The 18,492-nt window shown below is 44.0% G+C and carries 19 protein-coding genes; 13 read left to right on the forward strand and 6 right to left on the reverse strand.

Annotation, left to right across the window (positions count from 1 at the left end):
- Nucleotide 1 precedes the first annotated feature (1 nt).
- The 5 genes from ABDW02_RS07490 to ABDW02_RS07510 all read left to right on the forward strand — a co-directional run bounded on the left by ABDW02_RS07490 (nt 2) and on the right by ABDW02_RS07510 (nt 2,518).
- A complete protein-coding gene (locus tag ABDW02_RS07490) occupies nt 2-409 on the forward strand; it encodes a hypothetical protein (RefSeq protein ID WP_343633693.1) in 408 nt (135 codons plus the stop codon).
- Between the two features lie 67 nt (nt 410-476).
- Nucleotides 477-1,121, forward strand: coding sequence for an endonuclease III (nth, locus tag ABDW02_RS07495; RefSeq protein WP_144331119.1), 645 nt, complete (start codon nt 477-479; stop codon nt 1,119-1,121).
- Nucleotides 1,122-1,161: 40 nt separating this feature from the next.
- Complete coding sequence (locus tag ABDW02_RS07500; RefSeq protein ID WP_343633698.1) at nt 1,162-1,380, forward strand: DUF4287 domain-containing protein; 219 nt, start codon at nt 1,162-1,164, stop codon at nt 1,378-1,380.
- Nucleotides 1,377-1,871 carry a cupin domain-containing protein gene (locus ABDW02_RS07505; RefSeq protein WP_343633700.1) on the forward strand — a complete coding sequence of 165 codons (495 nt, stop codon included), beginning with the start codon at nt 1,377-1,379 and terminating at the stop codon, nt 1,869-1,871. Before ABDW02_RS07500 ends, ABDW02_RS07505 begins: the two co-directional genes overlap by 4 nt.
- A gap of 2 nt (nt 1,872-1,873) precedes the next feature.
- Entirely contained in the window at nt 1,874-2,518 is a 645-nt protein-coding gene (locus ABDW02_RS07510; RefSeq protein WP_343633702.1) for a hypothetical protein, read from the forward strand.
- 132 nt (nt 2,519-2,650) lie between these two features.
- Here ABDW02_RS07510 and ABDW02_RS07515 read toward each other — a convergent pair whose 3' ends face one another.
- The 3 genes from ABDW02_RS07515 to ABDW02_RS07525 form a co-directional block, all read right to left on the reverse strand.
- The gene (locus ABDW02_RS07515) at nt 2,651-3,286 is read right to left on the reverse strand and encodes an NAD(P)H-binding protein (protein WP_343633704.1); all 636 of its coding nucleotides are present in this window, start codon (nt 3,284-3,286) and stop codon (nt 2,651-2,653) included.
- A 197-nt stretch (nt 3,287-3,483) separates the two neighbouring features.
- Complete coding sequence (locus tag ABDW02_RS07520; protein ID WP_343633706.1) at nt 3,484-4,776, reverse strand: dicarboxylate/amino acid:cation symporter; 1,293 nt, start codon at nt 4,774-4,776, stop codon at nt 3,484-3,486.
- 40 nt (nt 4,777-4,816) lie between these two features.
- On the reverse strand, nt 4,817-6,106 hold the full coding sequence (locus ABDW02_RS07525; protein WP_343633708.1) for an MFS transporter: 1,290 nt from the start codon (nt 6,104-6,106) through the stop codon (nt 4,817-4,819).
- Between the two features lie 164 nt (nt 6,107-6,270).
- Here ABDW02_RS07525 and ribD point away from each other — a divergent pair, with 164 nt between their 5' ends.
- The 3 genes from ribD (at nt 6,271) to ABDW02_RS07540 (ending at nt 9,639) form a co-directional block, all read left to right on the forward strand.
- The gene (gene ribD, locus ABDW02_RS07530; RefSeq protein WP_343633710.1) at nt 6,271-7,308 is read left to right on the forward strand and encodes a bifunctional diaminohydroxyphosphoribosylaminopyrimidine deaminase/5-amino-6-(5-phosphoribosylamino)uracil reductase RibD; all 1,038 of its coding nucleotides are present in this window, start codon (nt 6,271-6,273) and stop codon (nt 7,306-7,308) included.
- 85 nt (nt 7,309-7,393) lie between these two features.
- Complete coding sequence (locus ABDW02_RS07535; RefSeq protein ID WP_343633713.1) at nt 7,394-8,251, forward strand: MBL fold metallo-hydrolase; 858 nt, start codon at nt 7,394-7,396, stop codon at nt 8,249-8,251.
- A 29-nt stretch (nt 8,252-8,280) separates the two neighbouring features.
- Nucleotides 8,281-9,639, forward strand: a complete 1,359-nt coding sequence (locus ABDW02_RS07540) for an SPOR domain-containing protein (protein ID WP_343633715.1) — start codon at nt 8,281-8,283, stop codon at nt 9,637-9,639.
- 73 nt (nt 9,640-9,712) lie between these two features.
- Here the strand turns inward: ABDW02_RS07540 and gap are convergent, their stop codons facing one another.
- The 3 genes from gap to ABDW02_RS07555 form a co-directional block, all read right to left on the reverse strand.
- A complete protein-coding gene (gene gap, locus ABDW02_RS07545) occupies nt 9,713-10,717 on the reverse strand; it encodes a type I glyceraldehyde-3-phosphate dehydrogenase (protein ID WP_343633717.1) in 1,005 nt (334 codons plus the stop codon).
- Between the two features lie 102 nt (nt 10,718-10,819).
- Entirely contained in the window at nt 10,820-13,699 is a 2,880-nt protein-coding gene (locus tag ABDW02_RS07550) for a proprotein convertase P-domain-containing protein (RefSeq protein WP_343633719.1), read from the reverse strand.
- On the reverse strand, nt 13,696-14,049 hold the full coding sequence (locus tag ABDW02_RS07555; RefSeq protein ID WP_343633721.1) for a hypothetical protein: 354 nt from the start codon (nt 14,047-14,049) through the stop codon (nt 13,696-13,698). The genes ABDW02_RS07550 and ABDW02_RS07555 overlap by 4 nt, the downstream gene beginning before the upstream one ends.
- A 135-nt stretch (nt 14,050-14,184) precedes the next feature.
- Here ABDW02_RS07555 and ABDW02_RS07560 point away from each other — a divergent pair, with 135 nt between their 5' ends.
- From ABDW02_RS07560 to ABDW02_RS07580, 5 genes are read left to right on the forward strand one after another with little or no spacing between them, the layout of a single operon-like run.
- A complete protein-coding gene (locus ABDW02_RS07560; protein WP_343633723.1) occupies nt 14,185-15,027 on the forward strand; it encodes a transketolase in 843 nt (280 codons plus the stop codon).
- A complete protein-coding gene (locus ABDW02_RS07565; protein ID WP_343633725.1) occupies nt 15,027-16,385 on the forward strand; it encodes a VWA domain-containing protein in 1,359 nt (452 codons plus the stop codon). Before ABDW02_RS07560 ends, ABDW02_RS07565 begins: the two co-directional genes overlap by 1 nt.
- A 2-nt stretch (nt 16,386-16,387) precedes the next feature.
- Nucleotides 16,388-17,341: a transketolase family protein gene (locus ABDW02_RS07570; protein ID WP_343633727.1), complete on the forward strand. Its 954-nt coding sequence runs from the start codon at nt 16,388-16,390 to the stop codon at nt 17,339-17,341.
- 4 nt (nt 17,342-17,345) lie between these two features.
- Nucleotides 17,346-17,909 (forward strand): RNA polymerase sigma factor, encoded by a 564-nt coding sequence (locus ABDW02_RS07575; protein ID WP_343633729.1) that lies wholly within the window; start codon nt 17,346-17,348, stop codon nt 17,907-17,909.
- A 22-nt stretch (nt 17,910-17,931) separates the two neighbouring features.
- Complete coding sequence (locus ABDW02_RS07580; RefSeq protein WP_343633731.1) at nt 17,932-18,477, forward strand: hypothetical protein; 546 nt, start codon at nt 17,932-17,934, stop codon at nt 18,475-18,477.
- Nucleotides 18,478-18,492 lie beyond the last annotated feature (15 nt).

Raw genomic sequence — 18,492 nt, forward strand, 5'->3', positions numbered from 1 at the left:
TATGAAATCTTTTTTTATTCTAACAATTCTTGCAGGTAGTCTGACCGTTTTTACTGCCTGTAAAAAAGACAAATCCACAGATGACAGTACGGAACACGAAGATCATCCGACTGCGGTGATTACCGTTACTTCTCCGAACGAGAACGATACCATCCAGGGGAATTTCTCGGTAACAGGAAACATCGTAGGAACCGGGAATCTTCACGGATACCAGGTTACTGTTACGAATGCCATAAACGATTCTATCGTTTACCAGCACGACATTGATGATCACGTGGCCAATTTCACGATCAACCAGGCGGTAACACATACTTACACTGTTTACACGCCTTTGAAGCTGGAAGTGGTGGCTGCTTTGGATCATGAAGGTCATACCGCAACCAAAACAGTTCATTTTGTAGTACATTAATTAAAACAGTGGGCACGCGATTAATCGCGTGCCCACTGTTTCATGGATTTCATTAATTTTGTTCACCATGACAAAAAAAGAAAAAGCGCAGTATGTAATTGATGAATTGGAAAAATGCTACCCGGAAACTCCTGTTCCGCTGGATCACTGGGATGCATATACCTTACTGATAGCTGTTTTATTGTCAGCACAATGCACCGACGAACGTGTCAACAAAATTACACCGATTTTATTCAAACGCGCTTCCCGCCCGCAGGACATGATCAAATTATCGGTAGAAGAAATCCGGGACATCATCAAACCTTGTGGACTTTCTCCCCGGAAATCGCAGGCCATTTACGATTTGTCCCATTTGATCATCGATAAACACAACGGAGAAGTACCGCAAACTTTTGAAGAACTGGAAGCATTGCCGGGAGTTGGTCACAAAACCGCATCGGTTGTGATGTCACAGGCATTCGGTGTTCCGGCTTTCCCGGTAGATACGCATATTCACCGTTTGATGACACGCTGGGGATTAACGAGCGGTAAAAATGTAGAAGAAACCGAGCGTGATGCCAAGAAGCTTTTCCCGCGCGAATTGTGGAACAAACTGCATTTGCAAATCATTTTCTACGGCAGAAGCCACTCTCCTGCCCGCTCACCGAAACGTGAAATCGATTACATCACAGCAGCCATCGGAACAAAGAAGGCTTTGGAGGAGTTGAAGTAAGAATTCCTACCTTTAATCCAAATCTTGTAAATTCGATCGCATGTCATTTCAAGCATATCTGGACAATATCAAATCGAAAACCGGGAAAACGGCTGAAGAACTTCAAACACTGGCTCAGGAAAAGGGATTTTTGAAGGACGGAAGATTATTGGCCGAAATAAAAGCCGGTCAGATCGTAGACTGGCTGAAAGAAGAATATGATTTGGGCCACGGTCATGCGATGGCTATATACGCGTACTTCAAAGGAAAACGGTCATGAGCTCAAAAGAAATCCGGATCACCAATAAACAAGCTGTAGAAACTATAGCAATCGGTGCTTCTGCCTACAATATCCTGCTAAACAGTCAGCGGTCGGAAGGCCGGTTAGCAATCATCGAAATGCTGGTACCACCCAATGCCGGTCCGGTTCCGCACGAGCATAAAGGATTCCAGGAATGTTTCTATATATTGGAAGGTGAAGTTGAAATGATTACCAAAGAAAACCGGATTCCTGCAAAACAAGGCGATCTGGTGCATATTCCCCTGGACGGACCCGTGCATTGTTTTAAAAACACCGCCTCGGTAAATGCGCGTTTACTGTGTATAGTTGCTCCTTCCGGACTGGACCTATTCTTTGAAGAAGCAGGACGGAAAATTCCTTCCGGCACGCTGCCCGATCCCATTCCGCCAACTCCGGAACAAATTGCTTTTGCCAACCAAACAGCTGAAAAGTACGGCCAGAAATTGTATCCGAAGGATTATTTGGATTAAAGATGAGAGCTATTCGGTTCATAGGGCTTTTTTTGCTTTTCCTGCTGGGATTTTCTAAAGTTGCAGCAGCAGACTCCATTCCGAAAAAAGGAAGAATGGCACTTCAAATTGCTCCGCTTGCCTTACTGGATTTCAACAACGGTTCCTGTTACAAATTGGGCACTGAGATACGTTTGACAAAGAGTTTCTACGTTTCAGCGGATGGCGGCGGATATTTCCGGAATTTCAACAGCTTGAAAAACATGAAAGGCGGAAACCTCGATTTCAGGCTTAAATACCGTTTCCCGCATTCAAACTCCCTGATTTCCATTAGCTATTTTTACAAAAAGCAATCGTTCGAATACCACGATGCTTACGTGGAAGAACCGGACATACCGATCACTGTCTACACCCGGAAAATCGTGAATTGTATCAGTCTCAATTACGAATACAAACTCGTAAATAACTATCGTGGAATAGTTGTGAGTGCTTATGCCGGCCTGGGAATTCGCTTCAGGGATGTCAAATCTTCCTTTGAAACCCATCACGATTTCGACAGGCTGGTAAAGGGCGGCGACTCACAATCCCTTTATTTGGTGCTTATTCCGGGAGAAAAAACCTGGCTCAACTTAAATTTGGGGTTGCGGGTAGGATGCTATCTTTTCTAATTCCGGATGAAGAAGTTAAGATGAAATTCGCAATTTTATAAGGCAATTTGGATTGATAATTAACCGCAAAGAGTCAAAGAACGCAAAAGTTTGAATTCCTCTTCGCGTCCTTCTTTTCTTTGCGGTAAAAGGCTAGCTATTCGCTAGAAACGGACTTTTCCGGATATATTCCTCGCCCGAAAGCTGGTCTGCCAGGAAACAGGCCAAATCGGCGGCGCTGATCTTTTCTCCCGGACAATCTTTCAAATCGACCTTTACCGGAAAATGTTCTTCCGTCTGAATGATCCGCGGAAGCCGGACCATGGTCCAATCTGCATTGCTTCCGGCCAATAATTCATATTCGGCCTGTTTGTCTTTCGTGGTTTCCGGAAAGTTTTGGTACATCCATTCCGTTGCCATACGTGTCTGTTCATTTTTCGCATCACCGGGCGCATTCACATTCAACCCGGTTGTAACCAGGTAGCGATTGATTCCGTGTGCTTTCATTGCCCGAAGAATATTCCCGGTCGCATCACTGAAAATGGAACGTTCGCCTTTTGGCTGTCCCAGGGTACTGATTACTGCAATGCAACCTTCCAAAAGTTTGTGGATTGCTTCATAATCGCGGGCATCTCCGCGAACAATTTCAATCAACGGGTTGTCCGTTTCAAAGGAAGAACTTGTTCGTAATAGGAGTTTAACCGGAATACTTCGACGCATTAATTCCTGAACCAGGTAAGTTCCTGATTTTCCTGTTCCGCCAATCACGGCGATTTTATCTTGTTTCATGATTTTCTTATTAAATAGGTACAAAAAATTCGTTCAGCCTCTTCGAAGAAGCCGATAACCCTGGCGGGTTTTAGTAAATGCTATTTAATAAGAGATTCTAATAGCCTAAAAGTACGACTAATTATCAATTATCAAAATTTAATGATCAAGTTCTTTGATAGATTCTCCTTGATCATTGATCATTAAACACCTGATAATTACTTGAGCGCCTTCTTCAGCGCTTCCGGATCCAGTTGTTTCTCCCAGCGAGCCACAACGATCGTTGCAACGGCATTGCCGATAAAATTTGTCAAAGCACGGCACTCCGACATGAACTTATCCACGCCGAAAATCAGGGTCATTCCTTCAATGGGTACTTTCGGGAAGACAGCCAGTGTGGCTGCCAGCGTAATAAATCCGGCACCGGAAACTCCTGCTGCTCCTTTCGAACTCAACATGGCTACCAGCAATAGTGTAAGCTGTTGGGACAAGGTTAATTCCACATTACAAGCCTGTGCAATAAACAAAGCAGCTAACGTCATGTAAATATTCGTACCATCCAGATTAAAGGAATAGCCGGTCGGTATAACCAACCCGACCACCTGGCTGGAACACCCTGCTGCTTCGAGTTTTTTAATCACTCCGGGCAAAGCCGGTTCCGAAGAACTGGTTCCGAAAACCAGGAAAATCTCCTCTTTGATATACCGGATTAGTTTGAAAATACTGAAACCATTGTAACGGGCGACCAGGCCCAATACTACAATGACGAAAAATGCCGACGTTCCATAAAAAGTCAAAACGAGTTCTCCCAGTTTATTCAAACTTTGAATTCCTGTTTTTCCGACCGTAAATGCCATAGCACCGAATGCTCCGATGGGCGCGACTTTCATCAGGATTTCCACGATTTTAAAGATCGGATAAGTCAAAGCCTGGAAGAAATCGATTACCGGCTTGCTCTTTTCAGCTGTTAAAGACAACCCGATTCCGAACATAATGGCCACAAACAACACCTGCAGGATATTATCTCCGGTCAGTGCACTCATGAAAGTTTTCGGGATAATGTCCAAAATAAATTGTGTGAATGAGTGTTCATGCGCGGAAGCCTGGTAACCGCTGAGTTTGGCCGCCTCTTCACTGGTTTTTGCCACCGAAGAAGGATCGAAATTAAACCCGTCTCCCGGACGAAGCAGGTTACTGACTACCATCCCTATAATCAGCGCCAGCGTGGAGAAAGTAATAAAATAAATAAACGCTTTCCCGGTAACCCTTCCCACTTTTTTCAAATCGTTCATGGAAGCGATTCCAACGGTTATAGTTATGAAAATAACCGGCGCAATGATCATCTTAATCAAGCTGATAAAACCATCGGCAAGCGGCTGCATTTTCTTTCCGAGATCCGGGTTAAAATGTCCAAGCAAAATACCGATTACAATTGCAACAATTACCTGAAAATACAAGGCTCTGTACCACGGTTTCGGTTTTGCGGGTTTCGCGTTCAAATCAACTTCCATCGAAGAATTTCTTTTAGAGAATAATGCCTGAAGATATAAATTATTGGTCAATTAAGCCCTTATCCTGGTAGGAATCGACTTCCACAAAGTCCAAATCCCTTCCGTGGGTCTCCGGAATACTCCAAGTACTGTAAATTCCGATGGCGAAAGCAATAAAACCAACAATTCCGGCAGCAACCAAAACGGCATAGCCCGCTCCTGTCAGCGATTCAAACCCGATGGTCATCAAAATTACCGTTCCGCGCACCATATTCGGGATGGTTGTAGCGGCAGTAGAACGGATATTCGTTCCGAATTGCTCTGCTCCTATCGTTACGAACATGGCCCAGTAACCTGTCCCGAATCCAAACCAGCAACACATGAAATAATACATGCCGGCAGAATGAATGGTACCGGAAAGAATCCAAACAACACTGATCAGCGTAAAAGCCATCATCCAAAGAATCGATTTGCGGCGCGATTTTAGCCAATGGCTCAATACTCCACTGAAAATATCACCCGCTGAAATCCCGATATAGCCCCACATGATCGCGTCACCCGGATTGATCCCTTCTTTGATACCCAAAGCTTCTCCGAAAACATTCCCGAACATAGCCAGGATCCCGATACAAAACCAGGTAGGAAGTCCGATTCCTATGCAACGGATATATCTCCAGAAGCGGTTCCAGTTCGTAAAGAACATCAGGAAATTTCCACGGCTCACTTCCCGTTTCTTTGTTTCATTGAAAATCCCGGATTCCAATACCCCGATTCGCAGTAAAAGCAAACCGATTCCCATGCCGCCACCGATAAAATAAGCGATGTTCCAATCGGGGGTCAATTTAACGGTCAGATTCGCTACCACAGCTCCCGAAAGGCCAATTCCTGCCACCAGCGAAGTTCCCAACGCACGCAATTCTTTGGGCAAAACTTCGGAAACCAGCGTAATTCCTGCTCCCAACTCTCCGGCCAACCCGATTCCTGCAATGAAGCGCAAAGCCACATACAAATACGTCAGGTTTTCTTTATCATTGGGGAAATAAGGCAGGAATCCGCACATCACATTCGCCAGGGAATACATTACTATGGATCCGAAAAGCACCGACAATCGTCCTTTCTTGTCGCCAAGAATTCCCCACACAATTCCGCCTAAAAGCAAACCACCCATTTGCCAGTTCACGATCAGCGTTCCGACATGCGTAATTTCTTTTTCATCAAAACCAAGGCCTTGCAAACTGGGAACGCGAACAATTCCAAAGAGAAGCAGATCGTAAATGTCTACGAAGTAGCCAAGCGCCGCAACAATTACCGGCAAAGACCACAAAGGTTTGTAAGAAGTAATTTTTTCCAAAGTAGTTTGTTTAAGTCTAAAGTAATCATTGAAAAGGTAACTTCGACTCCGCTCAGTTACCTTTTTTCAACAAATCAAGTGTCGAAGTGGATGAGCTTCGATCATCGAGCGGAGTCGAGATGCCGAAGCCCTGGTTATCCATCAGGAATTTGTAATTTTACCAAATGACTTCCGACGAAAAATACATGCTTCGTGCTTTGCAGCTGGCAAAACTGGCCGGTGTCGCAACGAAAACCAATCCGATGGTTGGAGCGGTGATTGTGCTCGATGATCAGATTATTGGCGAAGGATACCATCAAAAATACGGAGAAGCGCATGCAGAGGTGAATGCAGTCAATTCCGTTAAAGACCAATCGGTGTTGAAAGAAGCTACGATTTACGTCACGCTGGAACCTTGCTCCCATTTCGGAAAAACGCCACCGTGCGCAGATTTGCTGATCCGGCATGCGTTCAAACGCGTAGTAATTGCTCAAATCGATCCGTTCTCAGAAGTTTCCGGAAGAGGGATTGAAAAACTAAGAAACGCGGGAATACAGGTTGATTGCGGAATCCTGGAAAAAGAAGCACGCGAATTGAACAAGCGGTTCATTACCTTTCACACTAAAAAACGCCCTTACATTACCTTAAAATGGGCTCAAACGGTAGATGGTTTCATGGATTTAGACCGTTCTGAAAATCCGGAAACCGGAATCAACTGGATTTCCCAACCCGAAACGCAAGTCATTACACACCAACTGCGCTGTACCGAACAAGCTATTTTAGTGGGTTGGCGAACCATTCAAAACGATAATCCGTCGCTCACCACACGCGCTTTCAATGGACCAAATCCGCTCAGAATCGTAATCGACCCCCATTTACAGGCCCCGAAAAACGCAACTGTTTTCACCGACGGAATGCCAACTTGGGTATTTAATCTTCAGGAAGAACATCAAATAAACGAAGTTCGCTACATCAGGATGGACGATCTCAGTCCGGAATCCGTACTTGAAAAATTATACCTGCAAAATATCAATGCTGTTCTTATTGAAGGCGGAGGAAACACACTCACACGTTTCATCGGATCCCATGTATGGGACGAAGCATTGGTAATCACGGGTAGAAATGAATTCAAAACAGGGTTGCGGGCTCCTGTTCTTTGCAAAACTCCTGTAAAATCGGTTGTATTCGGAAAAGATACCCTGAATTATTTTCGGAATTTTTGAAGCTAAACTCCCCGAATTTTCTATTTTTAGTTCGCTGTAGAGAATCTGCCACATAATCAGATTTAACACACTGAAATTAAAGAAGATGAAAATTTACCCTATTGAAACAGGTACCTTTAAACTGGACGGAGGAGCCATGTTCGGAGTAGTGCCGAAAAGCCTTTGGTCAAAAACAAATCCGGCAGACGAAAACAATTTATGCACCTGGTCCATGCGCTGCCTTTTGATTGAGGACGGAAACCGGTTAATTTTGATCGACACCGGAATTGGCGATAAGCAAACGGAAAAGTTCTTTTCGCACTATTACCTGGCAGATACGAAAACCCTGGAACAAAGCCTGAACAAACTCGGATTCGGACTGGACCAGATCACGGATGTGTTTCTTTCACATCTGCATTTCGATCATTGCGGCGGAGCGGTTAAATGGAACTCAGATCGCACCAAACTGGAAACAGTTTTCAAAAATGCAACTTACTGGAGTACGGAAAACCATTGGAAATGGGCAACAGAACCCAATGCACGCGAAAAAGCCTCTTTTCTAAGTGAAAATATCCTGCCATTGCAGGAAAGCGGTCAATTAAAATTCGTGGAACGCACCGGTGATTATACCAAATCGGTCTTCAATAATTTCGATGTACTATTCGTTGACGGACATACGGAAAGCATGATGATCCCACACATTCACTACCAGGACAAAACCCTGGTTTTCATGGCAGACCTATTGCCCAGCACCGGGCACATTCCCCTGCCCTATGTGATGGGTTATGATACGCGGCCTTTGATTACGTTGGGAGAAAAAGGTCGTTTCCTGGATAATGCCGCTAACCGCGAGTTTGTGTTGTTTTTGGAACACGACAGCGTGAATGAGTGCTGCACCGTAGAACAGACAGAAAAAGGAGTCCGTTTAAAAGATCGTATGACTTTTTCATCCATATTTGGATAAAAGTGTAAATTAGAACAAAACTTCGTACCATGAACAATTACTTACTGCAACTATTAAGAGAGGTCAAAACACTGATTATTCCGGGGCTTGGCGCGCTTACCGTCACCAACGAAGCTACCGGCGAGATCTTGTTTATGCCTTATTTGAAGTTTGACGACGGTACACTAGCCAACCACATTGCCGAAAAAGAAAAAATCGAAAAGAACGAGGCCTCGAACATGATTTCCAGGTTTGTTCGTGAAGTTACAGCGGAGCTGGATAAAGGAAATTCCTACGACATGTACCAATTCGGTCGCTTTGTGAAAGTGGACGGAGAAATTGCATTCGAAGCGTGGTCTTCTGCTGCTACAGAACAAAAGCCGGCTGAGGCTCCGAAACAGGAAGCAGTGGTTGAAAAGCCCGTTACACCAGCAGTTGAACCGGTAAAACCGGAACCAAAAGTGGAAATTCCTCCGGTAGTCGAAGAAACCAAAAAAACAGAAACAGCCCTTCCGAAGGCAGAAGAACCGAAGAATCAGGAAATCATTCCTCCGGTAGTTGAAACACCGGCAAATCCGGTTAAAGAAGAACCGAAAAAGCCGATCGAAACTACTCCAAAAGCCGAGCAACCGAAAGTGGAGAAAATCGTTCCTCCTGTAGTTGAAACACCAAAGAAAGAAGAACCTAAAAAAGAGCCTGTAAAACCGGCTGCAAAAAAAGACCCGGTGAAAGAACCGAAAGCTCCGAAAGAAAAAAAGAAGACTTCTGTATTCGCTTATATCTTATGGGGATTCCTGGTACTAATACTGGGAGCCGGAACTTTCATTGCTATCCAATTTGATAGTTTGAAAAAAGACTTCCCGATTTTGGCAGATCTTGCAGGTGAAAACGACGATGTAGCCAAAGGAAGCGAAGATGTGAAACAATTGGAGGAAGATGCAGATGCAAATGCGGATTCCGGCACTGAGGCAGAACCCATTCCTGAAGACCAGGTCCAGATTGTGGAAGACCAGCTTCCGGCTGAGAAACCGGTTAAAGAACCGAAGAAAACCGTGACACTTGCTCCTAAGAAGGAAACACCGGCCCCAAAACCGACTCCGAAACCAAAGGTTGAAGTAACGGTAAATAAAAAACCGGTGAGCAAACCAAAACCTCAAAACACAGGTTCTACAGCCAGCTTTGACGGTTCGAAACACTTCCACATTATCGCAGGTTCGTTCGGTTCTGAAGCAAATGCCAACCGGTTAGCTGCAAAACTTCAATCCAAAGGCTTTGCGGAAGCTTCCGTTACCATGAACAGCGGCATGTACCGCGTTAGCGTAAAAGGATTTGCAACTTTGAATGAAGCAACTGCCGAAGCGGCAAACATTCAGGGGTCTGTGCCGGGTGCATGGGTATTGAAAATGTAAAACAGAAATTCATAAACAAACAAGGGGCGATTGATCGCCCCTTGTTTGTTTACAATGGTTATAAAAATATTGTTTACCCAATTTTCAACACCAAATCAATCAAGCGGTTTGAAAAACCCGCTTCATTATCATACCATCCGACAACTTTCACCATATTCCCGATTACGGAAGTCAATTCACTGTCAAAAATGCAGGAATTCGGATCTCCCAGGATATCTACGGAAACAATCGGGTCATTCGTGTAACGCAGAATTCCTTTCAGGTGTGTATTCGAGGCTTCCAGGAAAGCAGCATTGATTTGTTCCACTGTCGGAGGATTTTTGCGGACAATCACCGTCAGATCCGTCAACGAACCATCCGGAACGGGAACACGCATGCCGCATCCTCCCATCTTCCCCTCCAATTCCGGGAAAATACGCGTAATTGCTTTTGCGGCCCCGGTTGATGTAGGTACAATACTCTGTGCCGCGGCTCTTGCTCTTCGCAGATCTTTATGCGGACTGTCGTGCAAACGCTGATCGGTCGTGTAACTGTGGATCGTGGTAATATATGCTTCTTCGATCTCACAAAATTCTTTCAGCACAGCCACCATCGGGGCAACTGAATTGGTGGTGCAGGAAGCATTACTGATAATAGTATGTTCTTCCGTTATCAGATGATCATTTACACCCAGAACAACTGTCAACACATCCTCTCCAACAGATGGAGCGCTCAAAATAACGCGTTTCGCTCCTGATTTCAAATGTTGCCCGGCTGCTTCTGATGTCAGGAACAATCCGGTAGATTCAATCACCACATCTACTCCCAAATCTCCCCATGGAATTTCTCCCGGGGTTTTGTATTGCAAAAAGGATATCTTCTGAGTTTTGTTATAGATCAGTTCGTTACCGTTTATCTCCAAATCATCGTGCATACGTCCGTGAACGGAATCATACTTTAATAAATGGACCAATGTTCCGATCGGGGCCAGATCGTTGACCGCTACCAATTCAATTTGCGGGTTTGCCAAAGCCAGTCTGCTGAAATAACGTCCTATTCTTCCGAATCCGTTAACGCCTACTTTAATGCGTTTTTCCATCTGTAACTACTGTAATATTTAATACTCTGTTTGCATCATTTCTGAATCCTGCAAAATTAAAAAAGGCCCTGTTTTCACAGAGCCTTTTAACATCATTTATTTTTAGTGGAAGACTTGAACAAATCCTTGTTGTTCTACTTCTTCACCTGTCAGTAGTCTTGCTTTAAACTTGTAGAAGTAAACTCCTTCACTAACTACTTCACCGTTCATGTTTCTTCCGTCCCATGCAGCACCCGGATCGCTGTATTCCGTGATCAGGTTACCCCATCTGTTGACGATGGAAATCTCAAACTTATCAACTCCGTCGTAATCCAGGTAGAATTTATTGTTACCTACTGTAGACGAAAGCACGATGATGTTCGGTGCGGTAATGTAACAAACCTTCCCTCCGATTGTCATGGTCGAAGAATGCGAGTTACATTCATTCGAGGCAGTTACGGTATAAACTCCCGGCCCTACCGTTATATCATGTCCAACCGTACCATCACTCCAAACGTATGTATCGTTTTGAGGATAAACTCCACAGGAAGTAACGATCGTTGATCCGATACAGATTACGGTATCCACTGTGTTTACGTAAGCGTAATTAATGAATTCGATATCGGAAGTCACCGAAGTATTACACTGGTTATCCGTAAAGGTGACCTGGAACGTTCCCGGTATACTCGAGGTTATGACGGGATTCAATACGTTCGCACTCGGCATGAAGTGAATATTCGTATCGGCACTTGACCAAACACCGCCGTTTGCAGCAACTGTTCCGGAAACATTGTAGATGAAATTACAAGTAGATGTATCCGGGAAGATATCCGGCAACAAGAACAGAGTTACCTGTGCTGAAGTGGAGTTGTTACATACATTATCGGTAAACGTCACGGTATATGTTCCGCTCGTAGTAGCCGTAATGATCGGATTTGTTGTTGTATCCTCCGGAAGGAAAATAACCTCCGGTGAAACCGCCGACCAATGTCCTCCTGTCGGATAAACGAGCGTACCCGTCACATTGAATTGATCACCACAGAGAAGCGTATCGTTGAATATCTGAGGATAAGGCGGGAAGATGATCGTCGAGGTGACCGTATCACTACATGCATTATCAATATACGAAACGGTATACGTTCCGGCTGTATTGGTCGTAATCAGGGGGTTATTATTCGTTGTAGAACTGAAGTTCAATCCTGCCGGAGTAGCACTCCAAACACCTCCTGCGTATGCCTGAGTACCGGTTACCTGGTAAGTCATATCACAAGCAATGGTATCCGGGAAAATGATCGGTAACGGCAAGCTGAAGATATCGAAAGTAGTATCGTAAGCACAACCGAAATCATCCACTACATTATAAGTATAGTAACTGTGTCCCGGTGCTGTAGTCTGAACAACAACTAATGTATCGTTCTGTCCGGAAACAATATTCGGAGAAGGACTCCAGAAACCGTCTACATAATAGTTTTGGTATGTTTCGAAATTCGGGTACAAAGATGCATCGAATACAATTCCCCACTGGAAAATATACCCGTCATCAATCCCCTGGTTATCCTGTACGGAAATCGTCCAGTTTCCGTCCAACGGACATCCGATGAAGTCATTGAAGTCTCCGTCGGGTGTATAAGTTCCCGGAATCATTGCTGTATTTCCGGAAGGGTTGCTATAGGTATTTCCCAAATTGGCACAAATAGTACCGAAATCCGGATTCACAAAACTGAAACAGTATGTTTCAACCGGAGATCCCGGAGCACCACCGTCAGTATCCGTATCGCTACCCAGGGAAATTCCTCCACCTGAACAACCGTTTGGAACAAGTTCACCTCCACCAAAACCATTATAAGTATTCATCAATGAAACCATGGTTCCGTTCGGACAGGTCAATGTAATTTCCAAATCCCCGATAAAGGAATGCTCGATGTCCAGACAAATAGAAGAAATATCGGATGGTTGAGTTACTGTACCCGAACCTAATCCGGAAATGTTAATAGTTGTTTCATAAAGTTGTCCGTTTCCATCCGGAAGAAAAGTCAAACCGGCAAAACTTCCGCCGATCGTAAATTCTCCGCCCGGTACTTCCACACCGGCAGTATCCTGTGCTGTTACCCCTCCGATCAAATCCGTTGGCGTACCGATACAAATAGTATCCTCAAGTGGCCCTGCAGTAGCAAAAGACGGTAAAATCGAAACACGCACTTTTGCAGTAATTCCTTTCAATTGAGGGAATTGATCAGTCATTTTCAAATCCACAAAATATCCCTGGCGCGCAGTAGGAACAAACCAAACTGAATCATTGCTGATCCCTAATGGTCCTACGTTAGAAATCGTCCAGTTGTAATTGATGTTGTCCAAATTCTGAGAGTACCCGTAACCCGTTGACTCCAAAGAATAAGGGAATAAAGGTTTTGCAACAAATAAAATACTGTCACCCAAACATACGTTTACATAACCGGTATCAATCGGGTTCAAAACGTTTTGAGGATTCCCGTTCACGTAAGCTTCCAGGTGAGGATAGTAAGGTTGAGCCAGGTTACCACAGGCAACTTTGGCAATCCATCCTGTTCCGTCATTGGCGCCGTCTGTTTTGAATCGCACTGTCAGACATCCGCTCGGGTTATTCTCAAAACTTGCCTGCCAGTTTGCTCCCGTAGGGTTTACCGCCGAGTTGGTAGCAGCAAGCAAAGGTGCTGAAGTATTCGGTCCGTCATAAATATAAAGGGTATCCGACGGGTGAATGTCAAATTCGTAACCGATATTCGTAGCAAAAGCAATGGAAACTTTGGTTCCTTGTGTCAAATCCGGACAAAAAGTAATGGTATCGTCAAAATTGGCAGAGTAGTTACCTGTCATGTCAATAAAGTTCACACCACCTGCTCCCAATGCCGAACAATCCAATTGGTTTGCACCAACGTAATCCGGATCAGACATGGTCATCATTTGTCCGTATGAAACTGATCCCAGGAAAAGGGACCCGATCGCGATCAATAGCTTATTTCTCATTTCTTACGAGTTTTCATTTCATTATCAAGAACCCAGGTGGATTTTACCACCAATAAATCAGTCGTACCTGTGATCCCGTAATACTGGGTTCTGTCGGTAATTTTAATCCCCATAGCCGCAGGGTCAACCAATTTCGCTTTTTGAGACGTGATTTCACCGTTCACCGTTAGCTCTTTTCCTTTAGGACGGGCAATGATATAAGTCCCGTTCTTTGCAGCATATTCCTGCATTTCTTTAGAGACAACCGGCTCTTGTGCCGTGGCTGGCTTGCTTGCATCCTTGCTCAAATTCTGCCCGTAGGCTAAACTTGCTCCAAGAAAAACAATCGTGGAGAATATTGTTTTTTTCATGTTTATAGTTTGCGATTCGTAATTCTAGACTCCTTTCTTAAAAAAAGAGTTGCATGAACGTTTAAAAGTAGTTAAAAAAAAAAGAAGTGGAAGCAAATATAAACCTTAGATTTGCATTGCCAAATAGCAATAATAATGGAGATTCAACAATTACAAGCAGTTGCCTCACAGGTACGAAGAGATATCGTTCGCATGGTTTCAGGAGCAAATTCAGGGCATCCGGGAGGATCATTGGGATGTGCAGATTTCTTAACAGTTCTTTACTTTGAGATTATGAAACACAATCCGGATCATTTTTCAATGGACGGAAAAGAGGAAGATTTATTTTTCCTTTCAAACGGTCATATTTCTCCGGTGTGGTACTCTGTGTTAGCAAGAGCAGGTTATTTTCCGATTGATGAATTGGGGACTTTCCGTAAGTTGAATGCAAGGTTGCAGGGACATCCGAGTACGGATAAAAAAATTCCGGGCGTAAGAATGGCTTCCGGATCTCTGGGACAAGGCCTTTCCAATGCAATCGGTGCGGCTTTAACCAAAAAACTGAACAACGATAACCGCACTGTTTATACCCTGCACGGTGACGGTGAATTACAGGAAGGCCAGATTTGGGAAGCGGCTATGTATGCAGCAGCCAATAAGGTCGATAATTTAATTGCTACCATTGACTACAACGGCCGCCAGATCGACGGTGATGTGGAAGATGTACTTTCCCTGGGAGACCTGAGCGGAAAATGGCAGGCTTTTGGATGGGAAGTTTTGGAAATGGACGGACATAACTATACGTCTTTGATTGAAACCATTAACAAAGCAAAAAGCATGACCGGAAACGGAAAACCGATCGTCATTATTATGAAAACTGAAATGGGTCAGGGAGTTGACTACATGGTTGGTTCTCACAAATGGCACGGTGTAGCTCCGAATGTCGAGCAATTACAGCAAGCTTTAATTCAATTGGAAGAAACTCTAGGAGATTATTAATGAAATACTGCGCGGTCATTGTTTGTTTGTTCTTTTTGAGCTTTTCGAAAGCTCAGGGACAACAACTGACCCGTATTTTATTCATCCTGGATGCTTCCAATTCCATGAATGCCAAATGGGACGGAGCACAGACCCGCATTGATGCAGCAAAAGAACTGTTGATCAAAACAGTCGACAGCCTGAACGGATCGGCCAATCTTCAGATCGGTTTGCGCGTTTACGGTCATCAGTCCCCGATCACTGCAACCTACCAGGATTGTAACGATACCAAACTGGAAGTTCCTTTCGGGCCGGATAATTTCACCAGAGTCCGCAATAAGATCAAAACGGTATTGGCGAAAGGAACAACACCTATCGCACGCTCGCTGGAAGCTGCAGCATCCGATTTCCCGGATACGAATGCACGGAATATCATTATTTTGATCACCGACGGGCTGGAAGCCTGTGACAACGATCCTTGTGTCATTGCAAAAAAATTGCACGATAAAGGAGTAAAAGTGACACCTTTCGTCATCGGTCTGGGACTGGATATCTCCTACCTCGATCAATTCAAGTGCATCGGGAGTTATATGGAAGCTGAAACAAAGGAATCTTTCAGGAATGTGCTGAAAACCGTGGTTTCGAAAGCAGTGATCAATACAACCGTACAGATCAATCTCAATAATATCCATAAGGTCCCGAATGAAACGGACGTAACCATGTTTTTGTATAAGGCCGGAACCAAAGAATTGATGTACACATTTGTTCATACATTGGACCGCCAGGGAAATCCGGATACGTTAACCATGGACCCGAATTTCAAGTACGACCTGGTTGTAAACACCATTCCGAAAGTCTACAAAAACAACATCGGTATTATCAAGAATACACACAATGTTATTCCGGTTGATTGCCCGCAGGGATTCATCAAATTACGCTTTACCAATGCAACGAGTCCTTACCAGGTGATTTCCCGAGTTTATAAAAAAACAGACCAGTTAACTTTGAATTCACAGCTGGTAGGCTCAACGGATAAATACATTGTTGGCGAATATGAGGTCGAAATTCTCACGCTTCCGCGTATTTATCACACGGTGAACGTCACGCAAAGCAGCACGGAAACCATCGATTTGCCTGCACCCGGTCAGTTGAATTACAGCGCAACTAAAATGGTAGCGGCTCAAATCTTCGTGGAAAGCGACAACGGCAAAGTGGATTGGGTTTGCAACCTGGACCAGGTCAACCTGAAAGGCCTGATCTTTCTGCAACCCGGAAATTACCGTGTTGTTTACAGGCAAAAACAACTCCGGGCAACCACCTACACTGTAGAAAAGAAATTTAAAATACAATCCAATAAAACAACTTCGATTAATTTATAACAATGAAGCAATTTGAAATTTTAGGAAAAAAAGATACCAGATCTGGTTTTGGTGAAGGTTTATTAGAAATCGGCCGTCAGAACCCGGATGTAGTAGCATTGTGTGCGGATCTGACAGGATCTCTTAAAATGGATGCATTCCTGAAAGAATTCCCTGATCGCTTTTTCCAGGCCGGAATTGCAGAGGCAAACATGATCGGAATGGCTGCAGGTATGACCATCGGAGGGAAAATTCCTTACACGGGAACATTCGCTAATTTTTCTACCGGGCGTGTTTACGATCAAATCCGTCAATCGGTAGCATACTCTCAGAAAAACGTAAAAATTTGTGCTTCACACGCAGGTTTGACATTGGGTGAAGACGGTGCAACTCACCAAATCCTGGAAGATATCGGGATGATGCGCATGTTGCCGCACATGACCGTGATTGTTCCTTGTGATTTCAACCAGACAAAACAGGCAACGATGGCAATTGCTGCACATCAGGGACCTGTTTACCTGCGTTTCGGAAGACCGGTAGTTCCTATTTTCGTGCAGCCGGATGCCACATTCACCATCGGTAAAGCAGATTTATTGATCGAAGGAACAGATGTAACCATCATTGCATGCGGACATTTGGTATGGAAATCCATCGAAGCAGCTCAGCAATTGGCCGAACAGGGAATCAGTGCAGAAGTAATAAATATGCATACGATTAAACCTTTGGACGAAAAAGCAATCCTAGACTCTGTTAGTAAAACCAAATGTGTGGTTACTGCAGAAGAACACATGTTGAACGGAGGTTTGGGTGATGCTGTTGCACAGGTGCTTTCGCGCCACATGCCTTTGCCTCAGGAATATGTTGGAGTAAACGATACATTCGGGGAATCGGGAACACCTGATGAACTAATGGTAAAATACGGTTTGGATACACCGAACATTGTTGAAGCAGCTAAAAAAGTGATTAAACGCAAATAAAAACATGAGTCAAATTCCCGATGAAAATACTATCATTTCTTATTTTCATCGGGATGATGATTTGGCCTACACCGCTTTTACGTGGATCGTAGACCTGCACAGTAAAAGACTCTATACCACCATTCGTCGCTGGATCAACAATCACGAAATTACCAACGACATCCTACAGGAAGTTTTCATTAAGATCTGGAACAACCGCAAGCAATTTCAGGGAAACAGTGCTTTGTTCTCATGGATTTACCGGATTGCATACAATGAAACCATTCATTTCCTGAAAAAAGAAAACAAGCACAAAAGCCTCGATATTTCAGAACCGGTTGTTTCGTTCTCGCATCAATCAGAACATTACGGCAAAATCTCTTCCGAAGAAATATCCCAACTCTTATTTGAAGCAATCGAAACCTTGCCGGAAAAACAACGCATGGTATTCGAGTACAAGTATTTTGAGGATTTGAAATACGAAGAAATTGCCAAATTAACCGGAGGTTCCGTAGGAGGCTTGAAAGCCAATTACTTCCACGCAGTCGGAAAGATCGAAGAATTTTTAAAAGGCAAATTAAACCATTGAACGAACTAATAATCTTAGAGTTATGAGCCAGGAGGACAAACATATTGTGGATGATTTACAGGTGAACCGGATTCAAATGCCTTCAGATTCGTATTTTGAAGCGTTGAAGCAGAATATCCTTGCTGAAATCGAAAACAATGTCCCGGTAGCTAACGGGACTAAAAAGAAAGAGCAAACACGAATTATTTCCATGTATCGCCGGTGGTACGTTTGGGGATCTGCTGCAGCAATTGGTGCTTTTGCCCTTCTCTTCCCCTGGAACAACTCCAATCCTTCACCCGATTCCGAACCAGTTAACCTGTCTTCTGTAAGTAACGAAGAGATCTATGATTATCTGAAAGAAAACATTGAAGACCTCGATGCCGAAACCATTGCAGTTCATTTAAGCGATGATGCACTTGCAAATTCGTACGGATTGCAAACGGAAGAAACTACTCCGGCGAAAGAAGACCTGGAAACGTTTTCGTCCAAATCAACTATGCTGGAGCATATTGAGGACGAAGAAATCCTGGATTACCTCAAAGAAGAATCCGGTGAATTGGACGAATATTTACTCATCGAAAGTTAAAAATCCCTCGATCCG

Origin of the sequence: Fluviicola sp. (genome assembly GCF_039596395.1) — a bacterium.
Taxonomy (GTDB): Bacteria; Bacteroidota; Bacteroidia; order Flavobacteriales_D; family Crocinitomicaceae; genus Fluviicola.

Excerpts from the sequence above, each read along its gene's own strand:
- ABDW02_RS07570 (WP_343633727.1), top strand. The coding sequence starts at position 16,388 with ATGAAGCAATTTGAAATTTTAGGAAAAAAAGATACCAGATCTGGTTTT.
- ribD (WP_343633710.1), top strand. The coding sequence starts at position 6,271 with ATGACTTCCGACGAAAAATACATGCTTCGTGCTTTGCAGCTGGCAAAA.
- ABDW02_RS07510 (WP_343633702.1), top strand. The coding sequence starts at position 1,874 with ATGAGAGCTATTCGGTTCATAGGGCTTTTTTTGCTTTTCCTGCTGGGA.
- ABDW02_RS07550 (WP_343633719.1), bottom strand. The coding sequence starts at position 13,699 with ATGAGAAATAAGCTATTGATCGCGATCGGGTCCCTTTTCCTGGGATCA.
- ABDW02_RS07500 (WP_343633698.1), top strand. The coding sequence starts at position 1,162 with ATGTCATTTCAAGCATATCTGGACAATATCAAATCGAAAACCGGGAAA.
- ABDW02_RS07515 (WP_343633704.1), bottom strand. The coding sequence starts at position 3,286 with ATGAAACAAGATAAAATCGCCGTGATTGGCGGAACAGGAAAATCAGGA.
- ABDW02_RS07535 (WP_343633713.1), top strand. The coding sequence starts at position 7,394 with ATGAAAATTTACCCTATTGAAACAGGTACCTTTAAACTGGACGGAGGA.
- ABDW02_RS07490 (WP_343633693.1), top strand. The coding sequence starts at position 2 with ATGAAATCTTTTTTTATTCTAACAATTCTTGCAGGTAGTCTGACCGTT.
- ABDW02_RS07575 (WP_343633729.1), top strand. The coding sequence starts at position 17,346 with ATGAGTCAAATTCCCGATGAAAATACTATCATTTCTTATTTTCATCGG.
- ABDW02_RS07540 (WP_343633715.1), top strand. The coding sequence starts at position 8,281 with ATGAACAATTACTTACTGCAACTATTAAGAGAGGTCAAAACACTGATT.
- ABDW02_RS07520 (WP_343633706.1), bottom strand. The coding sequence starts at position 4,776 with ATGGAAGTTGATTTGAACGCGAAACCCGCAAAACCGAAACCGTGGTAC.
- ABDW02_RS07580 (WP_343633731.1), top strand. The coding sequence starts at position 17,932 with ATGAGCCAGGAGGACAAACATATTGTGGATGATTTACAGGTGAACCGG.
- gap (WP_343633717.1), bottom strand. The coding sequence starts at position 10,717 with ATGGAAAAACGCATTAAAGTAGGCGTTAACGGATTCGGAAGAATAGGA.
- ABDW02_RS07560 (WP_343633723.1), top strand. The coding sequence starts at position 14,185 with ATGGAGATTCAACAATTACAAGCAGTTGCCTCACAGGTACGAAGAGAT.
- ABDW02_RS07565 (WP_343633725.1), top strand. The coding sequence starts at position 15,027 with ATGAAATACTGCGCGGTCATTGTTTGTTTGTTCTTTTTGAGCTTTTCG.
- nth (WP_144331119.1), top strand. The coding sequence starts at position 477 with ATGACAAAAAAAGAAAAAGCGCAGTATGTAATTGATGAATTGGAAAAA.
- ABDW02_RS07555 (WP_343633721.1), bottom strand. The coding sequence starts at position 14,049 with ATGAAAAAAACAATATTCTCCACGATTGTTTTTCTTGGAGCAAGTTTA.
- ABDW02_RS07505 (WP_343633700.1), top strand. The coding sequence starts at position 1,377 with ATGAGCTCAAAAGAAATCCGGATCACCAATAAACAAGCTGTAGAAACT.